The sequence below is a fragment of the Rhodanobacter sp. 7MK24 genome (assembly GCF_014842995.1).
Taxonomy (GTDB): Bacteria; Pseudomonadota; Gammaproteobacteria; order Xanthomonadales; family Rhodanobacteraceae; genus Rhodanobacter_A.
On sequence record NZ_JACYXL010000002.1, the window covers coordinates 267,287 to 290,810 of the forward strand.

The 23,524-nt window shown below is 65.4% G+C and carries 17 protein-coding genes and 1 tRNA gene; 6 read left to right on the forward strand and 12 right to left on the reverse strand.

Annotated elements, in window-relative coordinates:
- Positions 1-11: 11 nt before the first annotated feature.
- From IHE49_RS05980 to IHE49_RS06010, 7 genes are all read right to left on the reverse strand, one after another.
- Positions 12-947 carry a hypothetical protein gene (locus IHE49_RS05980; protein ID WP_192155878.1) on the reverse strand — a complete coding sequence of 312 codons (936 nt, stop codon included), beginning with the start codon at positions 945-947 and terminating at the stop codon, positions 12-14.
- Positions 944-3,337, reverse strand: coding sequence for an LTA synthase family protein (locus IHE49_RS05985; protein WP_192155880.1), 2,394 nt, complete (start codon positions 3,335-3,337; stop codon positions 944-946). Before IHE49_RS05985 ends, IHE49_RS05980 begins: the two co-directional genes overlap by 4 nt.
- Entirely contained in the window at positions 3,337-4,629 is a 1,293-nt protein-coding gene (locus tag IHE49_RS05990; RefSeq protein ID WP_192155882.1) for a YaiO family outer membrane beta-barrel protein, read from the reverse strand. The genes IHE49_RS05985 and IHE49_RS05990 overlap by 1 nt, the downstream gene beginning before the upstream one ends.
- On the reverse strand, positions 4,626-6,137 hold the full coding sequence (locus IHE49_RS05995) for a glycosyltransferase (RefSeq protein WP_225578210.1): 1,512 nt from the start codon (positions 6,135-6,137) through the stop codon (positions 4,626-4,628). Before IHE49_RS05995 ends, IHE49_RS05990 begins: the two co-directional genes overlap by 4 nt.
- A complete protein-coding gene (locus IHE49_RS06000) occupies positions 6,134-7,195 on the reverse strand; it encodes a HEAT repeat domain-containing protein (protein ID WP_192155884.1) in 1,062 nt (353 codons plus the stop codon). Before IHE49_RS06000 ends, IHE49_RS05995 begins: the two co-directional genes overlap by 4 nt.
- Positions 7,196-7,740: 545 nt before the next feature.
- Positions 7,741-7,817 (reverse strand) — tRNA-Arg (locus IHE49_RS06005).
- Between the two features lie 153 nt (positions 7,818-7,970).
- Positions 7,971-9,872, reverse strand: coding sequence for a M61 family metallopeptidase (locus tag IHE49_RS06010; protein WP_192155886.1), 1,902 nt, complete (start codon positions 9,870-9,872; stop codon positions 7,971-7,973).
- 256 nt (positions 9,873-10,128) lie between these two features.
- Here IHE49_RS06010 and IHE49_RS06015 point away from each other — a divergent pair, with 256 nt between their 5' ends.
- Positions 10,129-10,734 carry a porin family protein gene (locus tag IHE49_RS06015; RefSeq protein WP_192155888.1) on the forward strand — a complete coding sequence of 202 codons (606 nt, stop codon included), beginning with the start codon at positions 10,129-10,131 and terminating at the stop codon, positions 10,732-10,734.
- Positions 10,735-10,827: 93 nt separating this feature from the next.
- Here the strand turns inward: IHE49_RS06015 and IHE49_RS06020 are convergent, their stop codons facing one another.
- The 4 genes from IHE49_RS06020 to speA all read right to left on the reverse strand — a co-directional run bounded on the left by IHE49_RS06020 (position 10,828) and on the right by speA (position 17,717).
- A complete protein-coding gene (locus IHE49_RS06020) occupies positions 10,828-12,753 on the reverse strand; it encodes a M61 family peptidase (RefSeq protein WP_343227545.1) in 1,926 nt (641 codons plus the stop codon).
- A gap of 168 nt (positions 12,754-12,921) precedes the next feature.
- Positions 12,922-13,923 carry a DUF3667 domain-containing protein gene (locus IHE49_RS06025; RefSeq protein ID WP_192155892.1) on the reverse strand — a complete coding sequence of 334 codons (1,002 nt, stop codon included), beginning with the start codon at positions 13,921-13,923 and terminating at the stop codon, positions 12,922-12,924.
- An 83-nt stretch (positions 13,924-14,006) separates the two neighbouring features.
- The gene (locus tag IHE49_RS06030) at positions 14,007-15,443 is read right to left on the reverse strand and encodes an amino acid permease (protein WP_192155894.1); all 1,437 of its coding nucleotides are present in this window, start codon (positions 15,441-15,443) and stop codon (positions 14,007-14,009) included.
- A gap of 396 nt (positions 15,444-15,839) precedes the next feature.
- Entirely contained in the window at positions 15,840-17,717 is a 1,878-nt protein-coding gene (speA, locus tag IHE49_RS06035) for a biosynthetic arginine decarboxylase (protein WP_192155896.1), read from the reverse strand.
- Between the two features lie 214 nt (positions 17,718-17,931).
- On the opposite strand from speA, the gene speE reads away from it, so the two are divergent.
- Positions 17,932-18,786, forward strand: coding sequence for a polyamine aminopropyltransferase (gene speE / locus IHE49_RS06040; RefSeq protein ID WP_192155898.1), 855 nt, complete (start codon positions 17,932-17,934; stop codon positions 18,784-18,786).
- Positions 18,787-18,889: 103 nt separating this feature from the next.
- Here speE and IHE49_RS06045 read toward each other — a convergent pair whose 3' ends face one another.
- Positions 18,890-19,084: an antitermination protein NusB gene (locus IHE49_RS06045; RefSeq protein ID WP_192155900.1), complete on the reverse strand. Its 195-nt coding sequence runs from the start codon at positions 19,082-19,084 to the stop codon at positions 18,890-18,892.
- Positions 19,085-19,259: 175 nt separating this feature from the next.
- Between IHE49_RS06045 and IHE49_RS06050 the strand changes: the two genes are divergently transcribed.
- The 4 genes from IHE49_RS06050 (at position 19,260) to IHE49_RS06065 (ending at position 23,513) form a co-directional block, all read left to right on the forward strand.
- Positions 19,260-20,321, forward strand: a complete 1,062-nt coding sequence (locus IHE49_RS06050) for a hypothetical protein (protein ID WP_192155902.1) — start codon at positions 19,260-19,262, stop codon at positions 20,319-20,321.
- A gap of 49 nt (positions 20,322-20,370) precedes the next feature.
- Positions 20,371-21,003 (forward strand): ParA family protein, encoded by a 633-nt coding sequence (locus IHE49_RS06055; RefSeq protein WP_192155904.1) that lies wholly within the window; start codon positions 20,371-20,373, stop codon positions 21,001-21,003.
- Between the two features lie 22 nt (positions 21,004-21,025).
- The gene (locus IHE49_RS06060; protein WP_192155906.1) at positions 21,026-21,499 is read left to right on the forward strand and encodes a histidine phosphatase family protein; all 474 of its coding nucleotides are present in this window, start codon (positions 21,026-21,028) and stop codon (positions 21,497-21,499) included.
- Between the two features lie 124 nt (positions 21,500-21,623).
- Positions 21,624-23,513 (forward strand): phospholipase D family protein, encoded by a 1,890-nt coding sequence (locus tag IHE49_RS06065; protein ID WP_192156098.1) that lies wholly within the window; start codon positions 21,624-21,626, stop codon positions 23,511-23,513.
- The last annotated feature ends 11 nt before the right edge of the window (positions 23,514-23,524 follow it).

Genomic DNA, 23,524 nt, shown 5'->3' on the forward strand with positions numbered 1-23,524 from the left:
GAAATTCCCGCTCAGTCCTGGTTCCGCTCGATCCAGCTCCGATACGTTCGGTAATGATGGATGGCAAAGCCCGCGAACGACGGATCGTTGCGCAACGCCTGCTCCACGGTGCCCAACGCCTGCTCGAACACTTTCGGCCCCGCCTTGTCGAAGGTGACCTTTTCCGGTTCGTCCGGCGACACCTGAAGACCGATCACCACCTTCTTGCCGACACGGTCGGCGTAGGCGATCTCGCTGGCGGCGTGCGAGAGGATGCTGTCGCTGCCCTCGGCCTTGTGGCGGTAGTCCATCAGCGCGACGTAATCGAACAGGTCGATGACGTGCTCGCTGACCGGGCGCCTGACGCCCTTCCATTCCAGCTCGATGCCGTCCAGCCAGAACGGGATGGCCGGTCCCACGGCCAGGGCGGCGTGGTATTCGCGCTTGATCTTCATCAGCGCATCGCCCATGTCCAGGAAATCGGTGAGCAGGCGCTCGCGGGTGTCGTCGTTCCACTCGTCGAGGATGTGCGGCTCGATGTCCAGGTTGGCGCCGTCGAAGCGCGCCGCCACCGGCGCGTCGGCGTTGTACTGCACTACCCGGCGGAACATCCCTTCGGCCTGCCTGCGATAGGCGGGAAGCACGTAATTCTCGGTGTGGAGGTAGGCCGAGCCCAGCAATGCATACACCTTCATGTGCTGCCGATGCAGCCGCTCGATGAAGGCGCGATACAACCCAGGTTGCTCGACGATCAGGTCGTGGCCCTGGTATGCGTCAGCGTAGAGGTACACCGTATCGATGTGCTGCGACTTCAGGTAGGCCGCGGCTTCCCGTGCAACGGCTGGATCCCTGACCATGGCGTAGGACTCGGCTTCCCAGGTCCAGACGGCGCGGCTCGCCTGCGCCATTGCGCCCAGCGGCAATGTACACAGCAGAAGCAGCAGGCTGAAACGGGAGAAGCGTGTCATTGCGTGCGGTCGACGGCGGCATTGGCATCCACCGGCATGTGATATCGCCCCTGTCCCATGGCCTTGCCGGTCTGCGGATCGGACGGAAACACCGAAACGTAGCATCTGCTGCTGCAGGCTTCGGGACGCGGCAGACCCAATTGCACCTGCCGGTGTCCGTCGGCGGGAAGCTGCATGGCGGATCCGGAGATTTCCTGCAGTTCGTGGCCGTCCTCGGCGGTCAGCACCGCCAGCGGCACGAACGAGCGACTCGGTTGCGCATCACCGTTGCTGAACGTGGCCGTCAACTGCACACCGTGGCCGGCAACGGTCACCTCGGCCGAGTCCGTCGACAGGCCATGCATGACCGGTGCCTCGCCGATGGGCTGCGCTCTTTGCGCAGGCTCCTGGTAAGCCACCAGTTTCGGCGTGGCACCGTCGGGGGCAAGCACCAGCTTCTGCATGAAGATCGCATTGGCCTGTGCGTAGCGCTGGAGGCGACGGGTTACCCATTCGAGGGCGAAGGCATCGTCGGCGGGCGTGAGATGCATGCCGTCCTGCAGCTCGAACAGCTGCCCGTTGTGCAGCCACCAGCGCCCGGCCAGGTAATCCGGTGCGCTGGTCTTGGTCTGCTGCAAGGGCAGTTGGTGGATGTTGCGGAAGCTATCGTCCACGTCCAGGCCGGTGCCCAGCCAGGGCGTTTGCGCCGGCCGCTTCAATCCGTAGGTATGCGACAGCAGCGCCAGCAGCGACGGTGTGACATCCAGCTGCGAGGACACGGCACGGAAATGCCGTGCCTGCTTGAGCAGCGGCGAGAAGACGATGAGCGGCACGTGGTAGCGGTCGATGTGCTCGCCCATCGGGATCTCCGGCAGGCGATGGTCGCCGGTGATCACGAAAACGGTGTTGGCGTACCACGGCAGCTTCGCCACCGCATCGAAATAGCGGTGCAACTGGTCGTCGGTGTAGAGGACGGTGCTGTAGATGTCGGCGTTGGCCCGATAGGCCCCCAGCTGGTCATCCGGGATGTGCAGCTCGTGCAGGCGTTGCTCGAAGCGGGCGCGGTAAGCATCCTGTCCCGGGAACTGGTAGGCGGTGTGCATGGAGATGGTCTGCATCGCCAGCAGGAAAGGCGTTTGCAGTTGCCCGCTGTCGGCCAGCACGCGCGACACCAGCTCCTTGTCCGGATAGCCCCATTCGCTGAAGGGATTGAGCTGGTAGCCGGGACCGAATTCCTTCTTGTCCACCAGATGCTGCACGCCCTGCAATTGCATGAAGGCGCGTTCATTGTCGAAGGTGGTGTCGGTGCCGTTGTAGAACGCGGTGTGGTAGCCCTGTTGCCCCAGCAGGTTGAACAGTCCGGGACCCGGCGGCATGTGTTCTGCCAGCGCGGTGAAGCCTTCCTTGGCCAACGGCGCCGAGTTGAACAGGCTGGGCAGCACGCCGAACGTGCGGCCCTGGTTGGACAGGAAGTTGTCGAAGTACAGGCTGCGCGCCGACAGCTCGTCGAGGAAGGGCGTGAAGCTGCCGAGCGATGCCTGCGGGCCGGAGAACGAACGCCCCAGCCCTTCGACCACGATCACCACCACGTTGGGCGGGCGACCGTCGGAAGTGAGGGAGAAGTACGGGCCGAGCGTGTCCGGCGTCTGCTCGGGATGCAGGAACGGGAACTGCGGATCCAGCGGCGGCTCGTCGGCACTGGCGGCGGCCGTTGCCGCGTTGCCCGATGCAGGCGCTACGACGGTGCTGCCCTTCGACCAGCGCCAGACATCGCCGCAGAACCACGCGAGCTTGTTGCTGGCCAGATCACGCGCCGCGTCATCCTTCAGCACATGCGCACCCATCGGCAGCGGCATAAGCCACGCGAACAGGCCGGCGACCAGCAGCAGGGACGTCCACCGCATGGAGCCGCTGGGCCATTTGCGGGCACCCATGTACAAACCACCCCAAAGCAGCAGCAAAGGCAGGGCATATGCCAGCATGCTGCGCGGATCGAGCGGTGTGTCGCCGGACAGGGTGGTGCGGATTTCCGCGGCGCTGTAGCCGAACAGATCCGCCCCCAGCGGCACGTGCGCCACCTGGAAGTACTGGTTGAGTCCGACCTGCGCCACGATGAACAGCGACCACAGCACCGCCAATGCCACGAGGCGCAGACGCTCCCGGCGCAAGGCCAGCAGCGGAAGCGAAAGCAGCAGCAGGATCGGCATCACGCGCAGCAGCACCAAGACTGCCTGCGCGAGCGCGACACCGGCGATGGCCCACCTCTCGCTGCCGTTCCAGGCGGTATCGGCGACGCCGCTGACGACCGCGCACGCCAGCAGCGCGAACTGCGCCAGCAGCAGCGCCGGAAACGCGGGGGCAAAGCGCGACCAGAAGTTGCCTCGCTCCGCAGAGGCCGATGACGATGCCATCACCATAGCGAATACAGGGTCAGCGAGAAAAGTTGCTCATTGACGCCGGGGAAATCGCTGCCTTCGGCATAACCGGCGCTCAGCTTGAAGCCCCACTGCGACGACAGATAGTGGCTCCAGGCGACGCCAAGGGTCGCACTGTTGTTCATCACCTGGGTGCCATAGCTATTCAGGTCGGTGCTGCGGCCGTTGCCGACGCTCACTTCCCAGTAATCGAACGCGTCGCCGCGGTAGTAGTTGCGCAACAGGAAGCGGTTGCTCCAGCTGCCGGAGCCCACGCCGGGCACGTGTTGCAGCTTGTAGCGCGCGTACCAGTCGCCCCAGTAGCGCCCTATGCCGACGCCATAGAATTGGGTATCGCTGGAGAAGCGCAGATTGTCGATGCTGGCCGACAGCTCCCAGCCGCGTCCTACGCCCTGGAACACTTCCGCGCGCCATTCCTGTTCAGGCAATACACCGGAACTCGGGCCTTGCTGGTAACGAAGATTGGCATAGGCGCGTGACCACAGCGGCACGTAGCCGTCCAGCGCCCAGGCATCGTTGCTGGTACCGAAGTGATTGGAACGCAGCAACTCCAGGGCGAGCGAGCCCTGGCTGAAGTAGCGGCGCAACGACAGGTCGACGTCGTTCCAGCCCTGCTGTCCACCGGTGAAGCCGGTATGGTCCCAGCTGAGGGAGGCGCCCCAGTTGTACCCGGCATTGAAGTCTGTCGTGCGCGGCAGCAGGCTTTGCCGCAGTGCGGCAATTTCGGCGGCATTCGCACCCAGCGCCGCTGCAGCATCGAAATCGCCCCGGGCGGCGGCGAGTTGCCCCATGTCGCGCTGGGCGCGGCCACGCGCGATGTACGCATCCGGGTTCTGCGGCGCCAGCTTCACCCAGTGCGAATAGGCATCCACCGCCTTTTGCGGGCTGCCGCTCCAGCGATAGACGTCGCCCAGCGCCGACCAGGCATCGGCATAACCCGGACTGTGCTGCACCACCGTACGCAGATCACTTTCGGCCGCGGCGTACTGGCCGTCCCAGGCGTAGGTGCGTCCGCGCCCCAGCAGCAGGTCACCGTTGCCGGGATGCGCGGCAAGCAGGGCCGTGTAGCGCTGGATGGCCAACTGCCGCTGGCCGCTGGTGGCGAGTTGGCGTATCTGCGCCATCTGTTCCGTCAGCGAGCCGGAAGTGGCGGCCTGCGCCATCAGGCAGGGCGAAAACGCCGTCAGTGCCAGCAGCAGAGGCCACAGTGCGCGGGACGCGCGGGAGGAACGCGGTTGCGTGACCACGGAAGGATTCCTGCGCTTCATGGTTGGCTGCTCCGGGCCGCATGCGGGTCGATGGGCATCGCTTCCTCTTCCCCGGCGTCGTGTTGCCACGAACCATCGCGGTTGATGTGGCCCCATCGGTGGTGCTTTCGCAATCCGAACAACCAGAGCAGGGTGCCGTAGAAACGCCAGCAGGAATTCATCTGCCGGTAGCCGAAGTTTTCCAGCACCGCCACCAGGAACAACCGCAACTGCTGCATCGGCCGCGCATACAGGCCGAAGGACAGCTCTTCCAGCAACATGGCGTTGACCGAAAGCAGCATGCCCATGCCTATCGCCGCCGCGAGGAAGATCAGGAAGCTCTTCAGCGGTACCAGCCCGGCCAGCGCCAGCACGATCATCGAGACATAGCCGACCACCTCGATCAGCGGTCCGAGGAATTCGAACACCAGCATGAACGGGAACGCGATCCAGCCCACCGCGCCACCGTGACGATTGAACATCAGCCCGATGTTCGACCACAGGCTTTCGGCCAGCCCGCGCTGCCAGCGCACCCGCTGGTGGGCCAGTGAAGCAACGTCCGTCGGCACCTCGGTCCAGCACACCGGGTCCGGCACGAACACGATGCGGTAGTCGCGCTTTTCATCGCGCAAGTTGCGATGCAACCGCACCACCAGGTCCATGTCCTCGCCTACCGTGTCGTCGCGATAGCCACCGATGGCGATCACGCGCTCCTTGTAGAACACGCCGAAAGCGCCGGAGATGATCAGCAGCGCGTTCATCGGCGACCACCCCATGCGTCCGAACAGGAAGGCGCGCAGGTACTCGATCACCTGGAAGCTCGGCAGCCAGCGATCAGGGAGCCCCACCTTGGAAAGCATGCCGTTGGCGACCGAGCAGCCGTTGAGCACGCGCAGCACGCCGCCGCTGGCCACCACGCGCCTGTCCTCCAGGAACGGACGCACCACCCGCGAAAGGCTTTCCGGCTGCAGGATGCAATCGGCGTCCACCACGCAGAACAGCGGGTAGCGCACGCAGTTGACGCCGGCGTTGATCGCATCGGACTTGCCGCCGTTGGCTTTGTCCACCATGCGCACCCGCGGATACCGCGCCGAGGCATAGACGCCCTTGACCTCTGCCGTGTGCAGGCGGGCCCGATACGCCTCGGGCACCTTCACCAGGCCAAAAGCCTCGATCAGTGCGTCACGTGTGTGGTCGCTGGAGCCGTCGTTGATCACCACGATCTCGAACTCGGGGTAATTGGTCTGGAGCAGCGAGTGCACCGAGGCCACCACCGACTTCTCCTCGTTGTGCGCGGGAAGCACGATGCTTACCGGGGGCTGGTAGTCGCGCAGGCCGGGCGGCAGGTAGTTGGCCCGGTACTCGCGCATGTAGCGCACGATCTGGTAAGCGGAGATGTAGTTGAGGATCAGGTAACCCAGGTTGATCGCCACGAAATAGATCACGAAGACCCATTGCATGGAGACCAGCAGGTGTTCCCAGGGCCCATGCTGGAGACTGGCCACGGTCGCGCTCAGGTACGGGTTCATGCCGCGACCCCCATGTCGTGTTCCGAAAGCACCTGGTCGATGATGTCCCGTCCGTAGGCATCACCCTGGCGCTGCTGCATCTGGCGCAGTGCCGCCGCCCCCACGCCCGGCAGCGCCAGCAGCGCCTGCGCGGTGCGATAGCGCACCCACCACACCTTGTCAGTCAGCATCGGCTCCAGCCGTTCGCTGTCGACGGCCTCGCCGATGCGTCCAAGCGCCGACGCCGCATGCATGCGCACGTGCCAGCGCGATGCGTCGAGGAAGCTGGCCACACGTTCGCGATCCTGCTTGTCGCTCACCAGCTGCAGGCAGACCGAGATGGCGTGGTCGTCGATCGAGCTGTCCAGCAATTGCCGGATCACCAATGCAGCCCGCTCGGGATCGATGTCGGCCAGGAACCGCACCAGTTTCACCATCGAGCTGGTGTTGGCGCGCAGCAGCGTGTTGTCGAGTTCGCGCGCAGCGCTGCCGTCCTCATTGCGGGCCAGGATGCGCGCCACGTTGCCCGGCATCCAGTCGTCGCGCTCGAGAATCATCGGGACGAACATCGCCATTGCCCGGGGGCCATCCACCTGGCCCAGCGCGTGGGCGGCGCACAGCGAAACGATCGGGCTGCGGTCGTTGAGGAACGGTACCAGCTCGTCAAACACACCGAGGTCACGCAAATGCCCGAGCGCAACGATGGCCATCGCGCAATCGTGGTAGTTGCCCCGCAGCATGCGCCGCGCGGCATCCGCCAAGCCCACGCGATGCCCCAGCGGCAACAGACGGATCGAGTCCGCCTGGGGCAGCGATTCGTGGGTGGCGTTCCAGACCTCGATGAAGCCGGTGACTTCATCTTGTCCCAGGGCGCGCACCTCCACCTCGTCGCCGGCCAGCACGTGCTGGATCACGTGCTGCCAGTGACGTTGGGCAAGCTTGTCGCGCCGCGTGCGCCATTGCGCCCGTGCGCGCAAGAGGACAATGACCGTCAACAGGCCAAAGGCAAGCAACAGGGTGAGCACCGCCACCCAGGACGCCACGGTCAATAGCGTCGTCCCATCGTCAGGAATTTCCATCACGCCCTCTCCCCATCTTGCCCTTGCGATACGCGGTCCGAGCCGCGCTCAATCCATGCATATGCACAACTCATTCCAAGTACCGGCGGCAACAGAGCGCTCCCAACTCCCCACGGAAATGCGTCGCCACACGACCGCCATGGCCCAATCCGGCACCGACGCTTTTCGGGAAATGGACCGATGCTGCCGCGGCACGGCCGGCAGGCATCGTTCCTGCGCGCCGGGGCAATTCAGCGAGAAACGCCGCTGCTCGACCACGACGGACAGCCACGGCCGTCGAGCCTGATGCTGTGGCTCGAAGACCGGGTGCGAGTGGGCCTGAGCGCGACAGGCCAGAAACGGATGCGCGAGGCATGGCCCCCCTTCCCTTGGAGGGCATGGTCAAGCCATGCCACAAATTTGTGAACTACGTCACATTAATGCAATCTGTGACCAAGATAAAGGCGGGTTGTCCGACGGTTAGTCCTGTTGAAAAGCAATCGGCAACAAAAAACCCCGGATAGCCGGGGTTTTTTGTTGAATCTGGATTTGGCCGGACTCAAAGATGGCGCGCCCGGAGGGATTCGAACCCCCGACCAATGGCTTCGGAAGCCACTACTCTATCCGGCTGAGCTACGGGCGCATGATGTTGCGAAAAAGCGCGTGGATCGTTGCGATCCACCAGCGGACGCGCAGTATAGCGGAGATGGACGGGGCCGCCCACGCGGCGGCAAGACGCTCGATCCGTAGCACCGCCAGCCCCTCTCCCGCGAGCGGAAAAGGGGCTGCACAGCACTCAGAGCGCCTTGAACAACGTACCCAGGGTGTCGGGCTTGCTGGTGTCGCGCACCAGGTGCGGGTACTTCAGGCCATCGTGGTAGTCGATGCGGATGGTCTTGTACTGGTCGAAGTCCTTCACCAGCAGTTCGATCGACTGGTTCTTGTCCTTCGCGGCAGCGGTGACGGCATCCTTCAGGTCGTCTGGGTCGAAGTCGCGGCCGTTGACGGCAACGATGGTCATGCTGGGCGCGAGGCCGGCCTTGAAGGCGGGGCCGTCCCACAGCACATCGGCGATCTGGCCACCCTTGCCCACCGACACGCCCAGCGAATAGGTGAGGTCGGCGAAGTGGCGGCGTGCTTCGATGGCCTTCACCGCGGCGCTGGGCTTGTCGGTGTAGACCAGCTTCCAGCCGTGCGCCTCGAAACCGCCGATCAGCGGGCCGTGGCCGTCGAGGCGTTCGCGCAGGTACTTCGCCCAGTCGTAGGGCTGGACGTCGTTGAGCGTCTTCACCACGTCGTCGAAGGTATAGGTGTTGGTGACGAAGCTGCCGTTGTCCATGCCGAAGAAGGACTTGGCGAAGTTGTCGATGCTCTTCTTGCCACCACTGAGTTCGCGCAGCTTGCCGTCCACGTCCAGCCAGATCAGCTGGCCGGCGCTGTAGTAGTCCTCACTGCTCTGGTAGTTGCGGTAGGGCAGCGGCGCGCGCTGGGCGATGATGGGGTCGTTGGTGGTGTCCTGCACGTTGCGCCACGAGGCGAGGCCGGGGCGGCCCTTGTCGTAGGTGGCGGCCACGTAGGCCCACATGTCGTGCGCCTGCTCGTCGTTCCACAGGCCGGAGCGCGAAGCCATCACCTGGCCCCAGAACTGTGTCTGGCCTTCGTACACCCACAGCAGCGAGTCCTGCATCGGCACGTTGAAGTTCGGCGTCCACAGGTCGGCCGGGCGGCGGTACTTGCCGTCCCAGGAGTGGTTGTACTCGTGCGAGAACAGGTCGCGGCCCAGCGCGTTCTTCTCCCACGCCGAGAAGAAGTCGGCACCCGTGCCGTCCTCACTGGACTGGTGGTGTTCGAGGCCTTCGCCGCCCATCTTGTCGCTGAGCGAGACGAGGAAGTCGTAGTGCTCGTAGTGGTGCGCGCCGTACAGCTTGTACATCTGCTGCACCAGGTTGTGGAACGGCTTTTCCTGCTCCGGCTTGATCTCGAGGTACTTCGGATCGTCGGCCACGATGTCCATGTGCACCCCGGCCTTGGCGCCCGGATCGAGGTCGAGGCGCTTGAAGTACTTGCCGGCGTAGATCGGCGAGTCCACCAGGGTGTTGAAGGTGGTGGTCTTGAAGTGCACGGTGTCGCCGTCGTGCGAGGCCGTTTCCAGCGCCGTGCCGAACTGCCAGCCGGCGGGGAATTTGGCGCTGGCATCGACCTTGATCTGGCGCGTGTAGTAGCCGGCCGGATACACCGTGTTGGCGTTCCACTGCAGATCGAGCATTTCCGGCGTCATCACCACGCGGCCCTGGCGGCTGTTCTGCGGCGTGAGGTACTGGAAGTCCACTTCGACATTGCTCGCGCCCTGCGGCACGTCGACGTGGAAGGCATAGACGTTGAGCGGATCGCGCGTCCACGGAATCACCTGGCCGTTGGCCTTCACCACCAGGCCGGCGAACTTGTCGATGGGACCGCTGGGCGAATGGTTGCCGGGCAGCCACTGCGGGTAGAGCAGGGTCAGCGCACCGGCCTGCGCGGGGATGACTTCATGCACGCGGAAGATGCGGTGCGCGAGATCGGTGGCATCCACGCTGATCTGCAGCGTGCCCGGATAAGCCACGTCCTTGGGCGGCGGCACGTCATCGGCGAGCACGCTGAGGCTGACCAGGCCAATGGCACCGGCGACGATGGCGGAAGCAAGACGTGAGACTTTCAATGGATTCTCCCTTGGGCAACGGCCCGCACGACGAACAGGTGGCGGGCAAGTCCGTTCGATCCTAGCCCCGCAGCGCGCGCGGCTCCCCTGCCAAAGGTCATTCGCACAGCTGAACGGATGCCCTCGTCGATTGTTAAGCGAAAGCTTCGTGCAAGGCGGCCAAACCACCGTGGCCGCCGCCGCGTATCCCCGCGCGGCACACCACGGGCATCCCCACCTGTGGCGATCGCAAGAAAAAAAACAGGAGTCCACTCCCATGAACAAGCTTTTCCTTACGGCCACCGTGGCCGCCCTGCTCGCCTCCCCGCTGCTCAGCCAGACGGCTCGCGCAGACGACAACAGCAACGGCAACCCCGACCAGCTGCAGAACTTCTACGTCGCCGGCAACCTGGGCCAGACCCAGAATCGCAGCAGCGACTTCGGCCACGACAACAGCGTGTTCCAGAACGTGCGCTTCGGCTGGCGCTGGAACGGCTACGTCGGTCCGGAAGTCGGCTACGTCTACCTGGGTCGCCCAAAGAACGTGACCGACGGCGTTGAAACCAACCTGAAGTCGCGCGCCGCCACCGTCGGCGTGAACGGCAAGTACGACATCGGCAGCAGCCGCTGGTTCGTCACCGGCCATGCCGGCTACATGCGTTCGACCAGCTACATGGGCGAGACCTACGGCGATGCCGAATCGCGCGAGAAGAGCTGGAACAACGGCTGGTTCGCCGGCGCCGGCGTGGGCTACGACGTCACCCGCAACGTGAGCCTGGCGGTGAACTACGACAACTACCGCCTGCAATACGGCCGCCCCACCAGCGGCCAGGACCGCTCCAACGTGGCGGCGTTCTCGGGTTCGCTGGAATACCGTTTCTAAGCTAGGCGTCGAGCCCCTCCCGCACGAGTGGCGGAAGGGAGAAAACACAACGGCCGCCTTCGGGCGGCCGTTGTTCTTGGAGCCGGCGGAAGGTCAGTTCTTCCGTGCCGTGGCGATCGCGTCGAGCAGATCCTTGCCATCCGCCCGTACCAGGTGCGGATAAAGCAGACCGCCGTGATAGTCGATCTTCGCCGTACTGTAGATGTCGACGTTCTTCACCAGCAGTTCGATGGGCGCGCTGCCGGTCTTGGCTGCTGTGATCGCATCCTTCAGCGCATCGGGCGAATAGTCCTTGCCGTTCACTGCAACAATGGTGAGGCCCGGCACCAGTCCGGCCTTGAAGGCAGGTCCGTTCCACTGCACGTCGTAGATGTCGCCACTCTTCGATGCGGAGAGACCGATCGAGGCGGCCAGGTTGACGCCGTGACGGATGCCTTCCATCGCCTTGGTCTGCGCATTGGGCTTGTCGGTGTAGACCAGCTTCCAGCCGCCACGCGCGATGCCCTGCTCGGGCAGGTTCGGGCCCGTATAGTCCAGCCGCTCGCGCAGGAATTTCGCCCAGTCGAACGGTTGCACCTGGTTGAGCGTGCTGACCACGTCGTCGAAGGTGTAGGTCTTGGTGACGTAGCTGCCATTCTCCATTCCGTAGAAGGCATGCGCGAAATCGTCCAGCGAATGCTTGCCGCCGGAGAGTTCGCGGATCTTGGTGTCCACGTCCAGCCACAGCAGCTGGCCTTCGGGATAGAAGTCGGTGCCGCGGCGCCAGTTGCCCCAGCCGCCGCCGCCGTAATAGGTGAGCGGCGCCGCGTCGGCGGTGTCCTGCAGCGAACGCCAGGCGCGGCCGGTGCGTTCGCTCATCTGCGAGGCTATGTCCGCCATCGTGTCGCGGAACTGCTCGGGCGACCACAGGTCCGCACGCGCGGTGAGCACGCTGCACCAGTAGTCGGTAAGGCCTTCGTAGACCCAGAGCAGGTCGTCCTGCATCTTCACGTTGAAGTTGGGCGTCCACAGGTCGGCGGGGCGACGGAACTTGCCGTTCCACGAGTGCACGAACTCGTGCGGCATCAGGCTGGCCGCCAGCGTGTGCATGTCATCGTCGGTGAAGAAATCGGCGGGCAGGCGATCGTCGCTGGACTGGTGGTGCTCCAGGCCGAAATGACCGGTGTGGTCGGACAGCGTGAGCAGGAAGTCGTAATGATCGTAATGGTGCGCACCGAACAGCAGGTTGGTCTGCGTCACCACCGCGCGCTGCTGCTCCAGCTGCTTGTCGGTGAGCTTCACGTCCTTTGCACCGTCGCCCACCACGTTGAGGTGCACCGGCACCTTGGCGCCCGGCGCCAGATCCACGCGGTTGAAGTACTCGCCCGCGATCAGCGGCGAATCCACCAGATTGTTGAACGTCACCGGCTTGAACTGCACGGTGCCCCCGCTCTGGCTGGCCACTTCCATCGCGGTGCCGAACTTCCAGCCGGCAGGCAACTGCACGGTGGGCTGGATGTGAATCTGCCGCGAGTAGTAGCCGGCCGGATAGAACGCCACCTGGTTGAACTCGACGTCCACCAGGTTCGGCGTGGACGAGGCGCTGGCGCCGAACAGGCTGTCCTCGCCCGGCGCCGGCGAGAGGAACTGGAATGCAAGGTCGAGCTGGCTCACGCCATCCGGCACGTTGAGGTGGATCGCGTACATGTCGCGCAGGTCGCGGCGCCAGGCGAGCTGCTTGCCGTTTGCACTGATGATCAGCCCGGCCACGTTCTGGATCGGACCGGACGGTGCGTGCTCGCCGGGGATCCACTCGGGGTACAGCAGTGTGACTTCGCCCGCCTTCACCGGGATCGCTTCCTGCACGCGGAACATGCGCTTAGGTGCGTCGGTGAGGTCCACATTCACCGTGAGCGTACCGTCGTACGGCGTATCGGCCGGTGCGGCGCGCTCGGCGTCCTGTGCATGGACCACGGAAAGCGAAAGCGCACCGACCACGGCGGCGGCGATCAGGCTGGAACGGAAGAGAGGACGATTCACGGGCGGCTCCGGGCAGGCACCGACCCACGCGGAAGCCGCGCTGCCGGCAGAAAAGCGTCGTTCGTCGTGACGGCGAGCGGCGGGACCGGTCGATGGTAGATCGCGATGCGCGCGCGGCACCCTGCCAGAGGTCACGCGCAGGCGGCGCATGATTTTGCGCCGGCACGCTCAGTGCAAGGCATACACCGTCACGAAGAACAGCAGCACGCGGTACAGCTCCAGCGACAGGTACAGACCCGCCATCGTCCAGACACACAAGGCTGCACTGCCCACCCAGCTGAACCGGAAATTGTTCCTCAGCGCGCAATAGAGGTAGGCAAGAACCAACAAGCCCAAGGTCGCACTGCCATAACCGTCGGTCTGCAGGAACGCCGGCAACTCTCCCCGGAACCACAACATCGCGTTGGCCAGACCTTTCCAGGCCCAGCCGAAAACCAGGAGTATCAGCAACAGCGCCGCCCAGGCATGGGTCGCAAAGATGGACAGCTCGGCCAGCCCACGCCGCCAAGGCACCAGTGCAAGCCACAACCAGCACGCCAGCATCGGGACCAGGGCTATCACCAGCGCGCGCGACAGGGCATCGGTGCGTTCGTCGTAGCGCTTGCCGTAGCTCTGCAACGCCCCCAGCACATTGGCATCGTGAGCAGACACGACAGCACGCGCCGACGTCGCGGTGGTTGGTTCGGTGCTCTTGCCGGCGTTCATCGCGGAAGGGTTCTCCGTACGCCAGTAGTCGCCCGCAAATGCCGCACTCTCCGTACCGCTGATCGACGCTCCTGCCACGCGGCGCATGATCATGGCTTGCTTGACCTCGGTGAGCGGAGCCATCTCCAGCTGGGTACTCAACGATGTGTTGAAGGTCTGCAGGACCGCGAGCAGGAAATACAGCAGATTCACTGCGAAGAACAACGCCACCGGCCGCGTGTAGGGCACACGTCGTCCGCGAAAGTATTCGCGCGTCAGTTCACCCGGTTGGAACAGCAAGGTGCGCAGCGATTTGAGCAGGCGGCCTTCGCCGTGCGAGAACGCCTCGAACCACTCGCCCACGACATGCCGCAATGTGTGCTCGTCCGGATGCATCCGGCGCTCGCCGCATTGCGCGCAATACTCGCCGCCCAGCGGCGCACCGCAGTTCGCGCAGACCGCTGCGCATGCACCAGACAATTCCATCGGCTCCTGCATGATGTGCCCCTCTCCCGGACCGGGGCATCATGCACCGGCAACGAAGCCGGTGCATGTGCAGGCGAAGACGTTCAGCCGCCCCGTTCGAGCCTGCTGTGCCGCATGCCGTAGCCGAGGTAGATCACCATCCCCAGGCTCACCCAGATCAGGAACACCTTCCAGGTGATCGCCGGCAGCTCCGCCAGCAGCCAGATCGAGAACGCCACGCCGACCAGCGGCACCAGCGGCACCCACGGCGTGCGGAACGCACGGTGCAGGTCCGGCTTGCGCTTGCGCAGTATCATTATCGAAGTGCAGATGACGATGAAAGCCGAGAGCACGCCGATGTTCACCAGCTTGGCGACCTCCTCGATCGGCAGCAGCCCGGCCACCAGCGCGGTGAACACCCCGAGCACCACCGTGGGGCGATGCGGCGTGCCGTAGCGCGGGTGCACCTTGGCGAACCAGGCCGGCAGCAGACCGTCGCGCGACAGCGCGAACCAGATGCGCGTGGCGCCCAGCATGAAGGCGAACAGCACGCTGATCAGGCCGAACACCGCCGCCACCGACACCGTCAACGCCACCCAGTGCAGGCCCAGGCCCTCGAACGCATCGGCTACCGGCGCCGGGGTGTTGAGCGTGGTGTAGCGCGCGATGCCGGTGAGCACCAGCGACACGGCGAGGTACATCGCCATCGAGATGCCCAGCGACAGCAGCACCGCGCGCGGCAGGTCGCGTTGCGGGTTCTTGGACTCTTCCGCCGCCGTGGTCAGCGTGTCGTAACCGAACACCGCGAAGAACACCACCGCCGCCGCCGTGGCGACACCCTGGAAGCCGAAATGCATCGCACCGTCGGCGCCCATCTCGCGCGCCGGAATGAACGGCGCCCAGTTGCCCGGCTTCACGTAGAACATGCCGATGCCGATCACCAGCGCCACGGCGGCCACCTTGATCGCCACCACCAGCGTGTTGAAACGCGCACCCCATTCGGTGCGGAAGATCAGCAGCGCCGATACACCCAGCGTCACCAGCGCGGCGACCACGTTGAACACATGGCCGTCGCCGGTGCCGATGGCGCCCTGCGCCCAGACCGGAACATGGATGCCCATGCCGGTAAGCGCCGATTGCACGTATCCCGACCAGCCGATCGCCACCACCGCCACGATCAATGCGTATTCCAGCAGCAGGTCCCAGCCGATCAGCCACGCGGCCAGCTCGCCGAGTACGGCATAGCCGTAGGTGTAAGCGCTGCCGGTGACCGGGATCATGCCGGCGAACTCGGCATAGCACAGTGCCGCCGCCGCGCTGGCAATGCCGGCGATCAGGAAGGAGATGATCACCGCCGGGCCGGCGTTCAGCGCCGCCTGCTGGCCCGCCAGCACGAACACGCCCACGCCGATGATGCCGCCGATGCCGATGGCTGTGAGCTGCCACAGGCCCAGCACCCGGCGAAAATCGCTGCGTTTGCCCACCTCGCCCTGCAACTGCTCGATGGATTTGTGGCGGAGCATTTTGCTCAGCAATGACATGGCGCACTCCCGCGGAAGACCGGCGGATCATAGCGAATCGCGGGGGCGGGTCATGGGCTGGCGGTCATACCGGGCCCTCCCGCCCGCTGCGATGCCCTTTGGCGCCCATGGAATCTCCGCGCAGCTCGCAGCGGTAATGACGAAGGTGTCAGCCTTCAGCACCAGGATATGGCATGGCCGCATCGGCCATTGCATAGGCAGGAGCTGCCCTTCGACAGGGTTGCTGGCAATGCCGGCGCATCGGGCCTCTACCTGGTCACCTTTGCCTTGGCCCTGCATGACAAGGCGGCTCGGACGCGGCAGACGTCCGAAACCGTTTCGCTTCTTGCAACAGTCCGCTCGTCCCGCAAGCTGAAGCGGGAGGTTGAGTTATCGAACGGGTTCTCGGCGCGTGTCTCAGGCGAGATAGGTATAGGCCATGAGTCCACCGTCCAGCGCAGCATAGAGCGCCTCGGCCTCGCCGCTCACGACGCCTGCGGCGGCGATGCGTTCGCGGTAGCTGGCACGCAACGCGGCGAGGTCGTAGCCCACGTAGTCCAGCATCAGGTCGGTCGTGTCGCCGCGGCGCTTGTGCGCGAACACGTAACCGTCGCCATCCACACGCACGTTCACCGCATCGGTGTCGCCGAACAGATTGTGGATGTCGCCCAGCGTTTCCTGATAGGCACCCACCATGAAGATGCCGAGGCAATAGCTCTCGCCTTCCTTCAACGCGTGCAGCGGCAACGAGACGTCCACGCCCTCGGCATCCACGTAATGGTCGATGCGGCCGTCGGAATCGCAGGTCAGGTCGACGATCGCGCCGCGCCGCGTCGGCTGCTCGTCCAGCCGCGCGATGGGCGCGATCGGGAATATCTGCTCGATCGCCCAGATGTCGGGCACCGACTCGAATACCGAGAAGTTGACGAAATACTTGTCCACCAGCTTCTCGTCCAGCTCGTCCAGCGCGGCGCGATGCGAACGCTCGCCGGGCAGCAGGCGCGCGCGCACCGCGTTGGCGATGGCGTAGTACATCTCGTCCAGCCGCGCGCGGTCGGCCAGCGCGAGCTGGCCCAGCGCGTAGAGTGTCTGGCCTTCGGCAAGGTGATGCTGGGCTTCGTGGAACAGCTCAAGCGCCGGGCGTCGGTCGAGTTCGTCGTGCACCTCGCGCAGGCGGCGCAGCACCGCCGGTTCGTGGGCGCCCGGTGCGGGGATCGCGCCTTGCGGCACCTCCTCGACCTCGCTCACGTTGACCACCAGCACGGCGTGGTGCGCGGTCATCGCGCGGCCGGCCTCGGTGAGGATATGCGGCGCCTTGAGGCCTTCCGCCTCCACCGCCTCGGCCAGCGACTGCACGATGGTCGCGGCGTACTGCTCGATCGAGTAGTTGATCGAGTTGTGGCTGCGCGAGCGCGAGCCTTCGTAGTCGACGCCCAGGCCGCCGCCCACGTCGACGATCTCCAGCGGCACGCCCATGCGGGTGAGCTCGACGAAGTAGCGGGTGGCCTCGCGCATGCCGTTGGCGATGTCGCGCACGTTGGAGATCTGCGAGCCCATGTGGAAATGCTGCAGCTTCAGCGTGTGCTTGAGGCCGGCCTTGTCCAGCCGCTCGATCAGGGTGAGCACCTGCGCCGGCGACAGCCCGAACTTGCCTTTGTCGCCGCCGGTGTTCTGCCATTTGCCGGCACCGATGGAAGCCAGGCGCACGCGCACGCCGAGCAGCGGCTCCACGCCCAGGGCCTGGGCCTCGGCGAACACATGGTCCAGCTCGGAGAGCTTCTCGATCACGATATGCACGCGCAGGCCGAGCTTCAGCCCGATCAGCGCGAGTCGGATGTATTCGCGATCCTTGTAGCCGTTGCAGATCACGATGGAGCCGGGCCGCGCCATCGCCAGCACGGCCATCAGCTCGGGCTTGGAACCGGCCTCGAGGCCGAACCCCTCGGTGCCGGCAGCCACCAGCTCGCCTGCCACGCCGCGCTGCTGGTTCACCTTGATCGGGTAGATGGCCGTATAGCCGCCCGCGTAGTTCCATTCGCTGATGGCCTTGGCGAACGCACCTTGTAGGCGCGCGAGGCGGTCGGCCAGGATGTCCGGGAAGCGCACCAGCAGCGGCAGGCGCAGGCCTTCGGCGCAGGCGCGCGCCACGATGGCCGGCAGCGACAGTGCGGGGCCGCGCGTCCCGTGCGGTTGTATCGCGATCTCGCCGGTGTCGCTGACATCGACGTAACCGTCGCTCCAATGGGTTACGGCGTAGGTATGGCGGGCATCGGCCACGGTCCAGGGCTTCGACATGGGAATGTCTCCTTGTGCAAACGGAAAGAAGGCATGTCGTCGCAGCGGCGAGCCTTGACGCAACTAAGCACGAAGGGCCGGAAGCCTCGCACGCCGCGGGGCCGATCGCACCAGCCGGTACGCGCCGCGTACCGGAGGCGCCATTGTAACAGCCCATGCGCGACAGCTCGGCTACAATACGCGGCCAAACTTCGCGCCTGACCCAGGAACACCCATGTCGCAGCAGATCAGCTGGTTCACCGAGGCCCACCAGGCCTCCGGCTCCTCCATCGGCTTCCGCACCGAGCAACTGCTGCACGCGGAGAAGACCCCGTTCCAGACCATCGAGATCCACCAGACCACCGACTGGGGCAAGTTGATGGTGATCGACGGCTGCGTGATGCTCACCAGCCGCGACAACTTCCTCTATCACGAGATGATGACCCATCCGGCGCTGTTCACCCATGCGCGCGCCAAGCGCGTGGTGATCATCGGCGGCGGAGACTGCGGCACGTTGCGCGAAGTGCTCAAGCACGAAGAGGTGGAGCACGCGGTGCAGGTGGAGATCGACGAGCGCGTCACGCGCCTCGCCGAGCAATACTTCCCCGAGCTGTGCGAATCCAACAGCGATCCGCGCGCCGAGTTGCTGTTCATCGACGGCATCAAGTACATGGCCGAGGCCGAGCCGGAGTCGATCGACCTGGTGATCGTGGACTCCACCGACCCTGTGGGCCCGGCCGAAGGCCTGTTCAACGCCGCGTTCTACGCCAGCTGCTTCAAGGCCCTGCGCCACGGCGGCCTGCTGGTGCAGCAGAGCGAATCGCCGCTGGCGCACATCGAACTCATCAAGTCGATGCGTGCGGCGATGCGCACGGCCGGTTTCAGCGCGGTGAAGACTCTGCCGTTCCCGCAACCCTGCTACCCCACCGGCTGGTGGAGCTGCACGATGGCGCGCAAGGGCGGCGACCTCAGCGGCTTCCGCGAGCGCGGCGCCCTGAGCAAGAACTTCCCCACCAGGTACTACAACGCCGAGATCCACAAGGCCGCGCTGGCCCAGCCGGAATTCATGCGCGAAGCTTTTGGCGAATAAGCCAAAAGCTTCAAATAGACATGGTACGGATCGCCGAAGCGTGGCTTAAAGCAAGCGCGCTCTGATGGTGCCTGGGTTCACCTCGATCCAGCAGTTTCACCCCTCAAAACAGCTTGGCCCGCTCCTTGGGCAGCAGCACCAGGACCAGGGTCGTCAGCGGGCCGAACAACAAGGACAACAGGAACCACCGCAGGCCGCTGCGGTTCTTGCCTTGAGCCAGCCCCGCGTTGATCAGCGCCAACGTGCCCCAGCCGACAAACCACGGCGCGCCATCGGCAAAACTGGAAAAATGAGCCACGACTATCCTCCGCCCCCTGTAGTGGGTGGAGCGCGCACGCGCGCAATCGAGCGGACATCCTAACAACACGGCCCGACATGAGGCCGCTGCAGCGGCGCGGGGCTCAGAAATCGTTCAGAGCATCCTCAAGGCACGGCCGCTAAGCTGGCGGCTTCATCGATTGCTGGAGCACCTCATGCGTGGATGGCATTGCCTCGCCCTTGCCGGCGCCCTGTCGCTGGTTGCCGCGACTGCGGCGGCGGACGATACGAACCCACCCGCCGCTGCTTCGGCCCCGGCCATTGCCAACGATGCGCGCGACCAGGCGCTGCAATCGTTCCAGCGCGACATGGTCAGCGTGCTCGCATTGCGCGCCACGGCGGAGCCGCTGCTGGGTGCGGCCTTGCTGGCCCGCCCGTTGTCCAACCCGAGCAAGACCGGCAGCTTTCACGCGTTGATCAACCGAGCCGCCGCGGCCGACGATTCCGGCCCCGCCGTGCAATGGGTGCGCCTCGCCGACTGCGACGCGAAGGCCGACGCCTGCCCCAACGCCACCGCGTTGCGCAAGCTGACGGAGGAAGCGCCGGACAATGCCGCGGTGTGGCTGCTCAAGCTGGGCATCGACACGCGCGACATGAAGGCCAAGTCCACGCGCGAGGATCTCGCCAAGGCTGCCAACAGCAAGATCTATGACGACTACGCCGGCAACAGCCTCACCGCGCTGGCCAACGTCGTGGATGCGTTGCCCCCGCCGCCGGCCACGCAGGGCGCAGCCGGACCCGCCGGTGTACAGGCACTGATCGTGCTCGCCAACGCCCGGCTGCAACCGCAGCCTGCGCTGCCGGTGGTGGCCAAGCTGTGCGAAGGCGCAGGCGGCGACGATGCCCTCAAGGCTGACTGCCTCAAGCTGGCCAAACTGCTCGGATGGGGTTCCAGCCCGCTGTCGCGTTCGCTGGGGCTGCATCTGTTCGAGACCCTCGGCGACGCCACCGAGCAGGCAACCGCCCAACAGCAGCGCCGCGACCTGATCTGGCAGGTGCAGAACTATTCGCAGCTGGCGCTGCACGCGCAGGACGATCCCACGGTGGCACAGCTGCTGTTGGCAACCGCGAGGCAGGGCGGTGCCGAGATGAGCCAGATCGCCACCGTGCTGCGTACCCGTGGCGTCTCGATCACCGCCCCCGGCAGCTGGCAGCCGCAACCCCAGTCGCCCGATGCCGCGCAACAGGACACCTCTGCATCGGCACACTCCCCTTGATCGCTCATAGCGGGTAGGCTTGCGCCAACCTTCGCGACGAGGTGTCCCAATGCTTACGACGCTGGTGGCAAGCAGCAAGGGCGGGTGCGGCAAAAGCACGCTGGCGACGCAACTGGCCTCACATTGGGCACAGGCGGGGCAGAACACCACCATCGTGGACGCCGATCGGCAGGGTTCCAGCTACCGCTGGGCCAGCCGCCGTCCCGACAACGTGCCCGGAGTACTGGGCCTGGAAGGCGGCCGCAAGGCGCTGCAGAAGGTGCCCGCCGACACCCAGCAGCTGCTGATCGACACCCCGGCCGGCGTCGGCGAGCGCGAGCTGGAACCCTTCATCGACGTGGCCAACGTGTTGCTGGTGCCGGTATTGCCGTCCAGCTTCGACCTCGACGCCACCGCCCGCTTCCTCGGCGAATTGCAGGACATCAAGCGCGTCCGCAACGGCAAACTTCCGGTGGCCTTGGTGGCGAACCGCCTCAAGCCGTGGACGCGAGCCAGTCAGGACGCAGTGGAGCAACTCGCCGCCGCGTCGCCCTTCCCCGTCGTTGCCCAGTTGCGGGACAGCCAGGCCTATGTGCTGCTTGCCGCGCTAGGCAAGGGTATCTTCGACTACCAGTCAGAGCAGGTGCGCAACCACCAGGAAGACTGGAAGCCGCTGCTGCGCTGGATCAAGCGCCAGGCCTGACCCTCATCTACCGGAGCCGTCCATGCACGAACTGATCCTGCTGCGCCACGCCGAAGCCCTGCCCGCCGACGGCGGCGACGACCGTCAACGCGCGCTGAGCGAACACGGCCAGCGCGAGGCGCAGGATGCCGGCACATGGCTGGCCAGCCACGGTGCGCAACCCCAGCGCGTGCTTTGCTCGCCCGCGCGCCGCACCATGGAAACTGCGAAATTGGCATTGGCCGCGCTGGGCAGCGCCCCCCCGCTGCAGGAAGCCGGCGAGATCTACGACGCCACGCCTGGCGAACTGCTGGCCCTGCTCGACCAGCACGCCGACGCCGGCACCGTGATGCTGGTAGGCCATAACCCGGGCATCGAACGGCTGGTGGCGCTGCTCGTGGAAGGCCGCTCCGACGAGTTCCGCGGCATGCCGCCGGGCGGCCTCGCGGTGTTGCACCTGAGCGGCCCGCTGGAGCCGGCCTGCGCGCGACTGGATGCGTTCTGGTCCCCGCGCTGAATCCGGTAACGGCAAAACGCACCCCTTCGACTCCGCGCCCCCGGTGCTACGCCCAGGACGAATGGATTTTGGGATAGCTTCCACCACACGCCCGGGGCATCACGCCTCGCCCATGCCATCGTTCATGTCGTTTCGCCGGTTATCGCTGCTTCCCGTCCTGCTGATCATCGTGCTGCTGCAAGGCTGCACGCTGAGCCGCGCGCAGATCCGCGAAGCCGGTGACATCGTTGCCGCCAGTCCCAACCGCGCGGACACCTGCCAGCAGGCCGACCACTGCGCCAAACCGTCGCCCCTGCTGGCTGCCGCCCAGCAGGCGCTGGCCGACTCCACACCCGACCACCCGGTCAACACCGTCACTCTGCTCGACGACAGCGAAGCCGCGCTGGCCGCACGGATCAATCTGATCCACGCCGCGCAGCACAGCATCGACGTGCAGACCTACATCTGGGACGAGGACGACGTCGGCCAGCTGGTGCTCAACGAGCTGGTGCAGGCTGCACGGCGCGGCGTGAAGGTGCATATCCTCGCCGACCAGCTGTTTTCCTTCGGCGACCTCGCGCTGCTCGACCGCCTCGCCCGGGTCAGCCCTAACCTCGAAGTGAAGCTGTACAACCCCACCTTCCATGATGCCCAGACGCCACCGCTGCAGTTCGCCGCCGGCGTGCTGTGCTGCTTCATGAAGTTCAACCAGCGCATGCACAACAAGCTGATGCTGGTGGACGATGTCATCGGCATCACCGGCGGCCGCAACTACCAGAACCGCTACTTCAACTGGGACCCCGACTTCGACTATCTCGACCGCGACGTGATGGCCGGAGGCCCGGTGGGCAAGGAGATGGCCGACAGCTTCGCGCTGTTCTGGAACCACAAGCGCTCGGTGCCGCTGATCCGCCTGCGCGACGTCAACCGGCGCATCCGCAGCGACAGCGCGCCACCCGGCTGGCTCGCACCGACCTATACCGACCCCGCGCGCGTGGCGCGCCTGCTGTCCGACGCGGAAGACCCCGACTGGCTCGCCGCGTGGATCGGCGACGACACCTTGCGCGTCAGCCAGGTGAACTACTTCAGCGACCTGCCAGCCAAGACCGACGAGCCGCACAAGCGCGACGCCCGCGATTTCACCGTCCAGCTGATGCGCATGGTCGCCGATGCCAAACACGAGGTGGTGCTGCAGACGCCCTACCTCGTGATGAGCCGCCGCGCGCAGGACATCTTCAAGAAACTGCACAAGCAGAATCCGTCGCCCGACATCATCGTCTCCACCAACTCGCTGGCCGCCACCGACGCCTTCGCGGTCTACGCGCTGTCCTACAAGCATCGCCGCCGTTACCTCACCGAATACGGCTTCCAGATCCATGAACTCAAGCCGCATGCCGACAGCGCCGAGGAAGCGTTCGAGGAGGCACGCGACGCCGGGGACGACAATCCCGCCGACACGTCCATCGCACAGGCGGACAAGAGACGCCGTTTCCCCGGCAACGAGCGCCGCCCCGGCATGTTCGGCAGCGGCGGCAGGCGCAACCGCCCGGCGCCCCTGCACAGCAGCGGACGCCGCTACAGCCTGCATGCCAAATCGATGGTGGTGGACGACAGCTTCGCCATGGTCGGCTCGCACAACTTCGACCCGCGTTCCGACCACTACAACACCGAAGCCGGCGTGATCGTGCAGGACCCGCGCTTCGCCAGCCAGGTGCGCGACTCCATCCTCGAAGACACCCTCCCGCAGAACGCCTGGACCATCGGCAAGCGCGAACCAAGCATCCCCGTGCTCGGCGACATCAGTCTCGCCATCGGCGACGTCTCCGCACGCCTGCCCCTGTTCGACCTGTGGCCGTTCCGCTATGCCACCAGCTACGAAATCAAGCCTGGCTGCGGGCCGCTCGCACCCGACAATCCGAAGTTCCAGCAGTGCTACACGCCCGTGGGGGACTTCCCCGACGTGGCGATCTCGCCGAAATTGATCTATACGCGATTGATTACGGCATTTGGTGCGGGGGTGAAGGGGATTCTGTGAGGCGCGAGGTA

Bases quoted from the DNA above. Each gene is read 5' to 3' on its own strand.
- IHE49_RS05980 (WP_192155878.1), bottom strand. From the start codon at position 947: ATGACACGCTTCTCCCGTTTCAGCCTGCTGCTTCTGCTGTGTACATTG.
- IHE49_RS05985 (WP_192155880.1), bottom strand. From the start codon at position 3,337: ATGGCATCGTCATCGGCCTCTGCGGAGCGAGGCAACTTCTGGTCGCGC.
- IHE49_RS05990 (WP_192155882.1), bottom strand. From the start codon at position 4,629: ATGAAGCGCAGGAATCCTTCCGTGGTCACGCAACCGCGTTCCTCCCGC.
- IHE49_RS05995 (WP_225578210.1), bottom strand. From the start codon at position 6,137: ATGAACCCGTACCTGAGCGCGACCGTGGCCAGTCTCCAGCATGGGCCC.
- IHE49_RS06000 (WP_192155884.1), bottom strand. From the start codon at position 7,195: ATGGAAATTCCTGACGATGGGACGACGCTATTGACCGTGGCGTCCTGG.
- IHE49_RS06015 (WP_192155888.1), top strand. From the start codon at position 10,129: ATGAACAAGCTTTTCCTTACGGCCACCGTGGCCGCCCTGCTCGCCTCC.
- IHE49_RS06025 (WP_192155892.1), bottom strand. From the start codon at position 13,923: ATGGAATTGTCTGGTGCATGCGCAGCGGTCTGCGCGAACTGCGGTGCG.
- IHE49_RS06030 (WP_192155894.1), bottom strand. From the start codon at position 15,443: ATGTCATTGCTGAGCAAAATGCTCCGCCACAAATCCATCGAGCAGTTG.
- speA (WP_192155896.1), bottom strand. From the start codon at position 17,717: ATGTCGAAGCCCTGGACCGTGGCCGATGCCCGCCATACCTACGCCGTA.
- speE (WP_192155898.1), top strand. From the start codon at position 17,932: ATGTCGCAGCAGATCAGCTGGTTCACCGAGGCCCACCAGGCCTCCGGC.
- IHE49_RS06050 (WP_192155902.1), top strand. From the start codon at position 19,260: ATGCGTGGATGGCATTGCCTCGCCCTTGCCGGCGCCCTGTCGCTGGTT.
- IHE49_RS06055 (WP_192155904.1), top strand. From the start codon at position 20,371: ATGCTTACGACGCTGGTGGCAAGCAGCAAGGGCGGGTGCGGCAAAAGC.
- IHE49_RS06060 (WP_192155906.1), top strand. From the start codon at position 21,026: ATGCACGAACTGATCCTGCTGCGCCACGCCGAAGCCCTGCCCGCCGAC.
- IHE49_RS06065 (WP_192156098.1), top strand. From the start codon at position 21,624: ATGTCGTTTCGCCGGTTATCGCTGCTTCCCGTCCTGCTGATCATCGTG.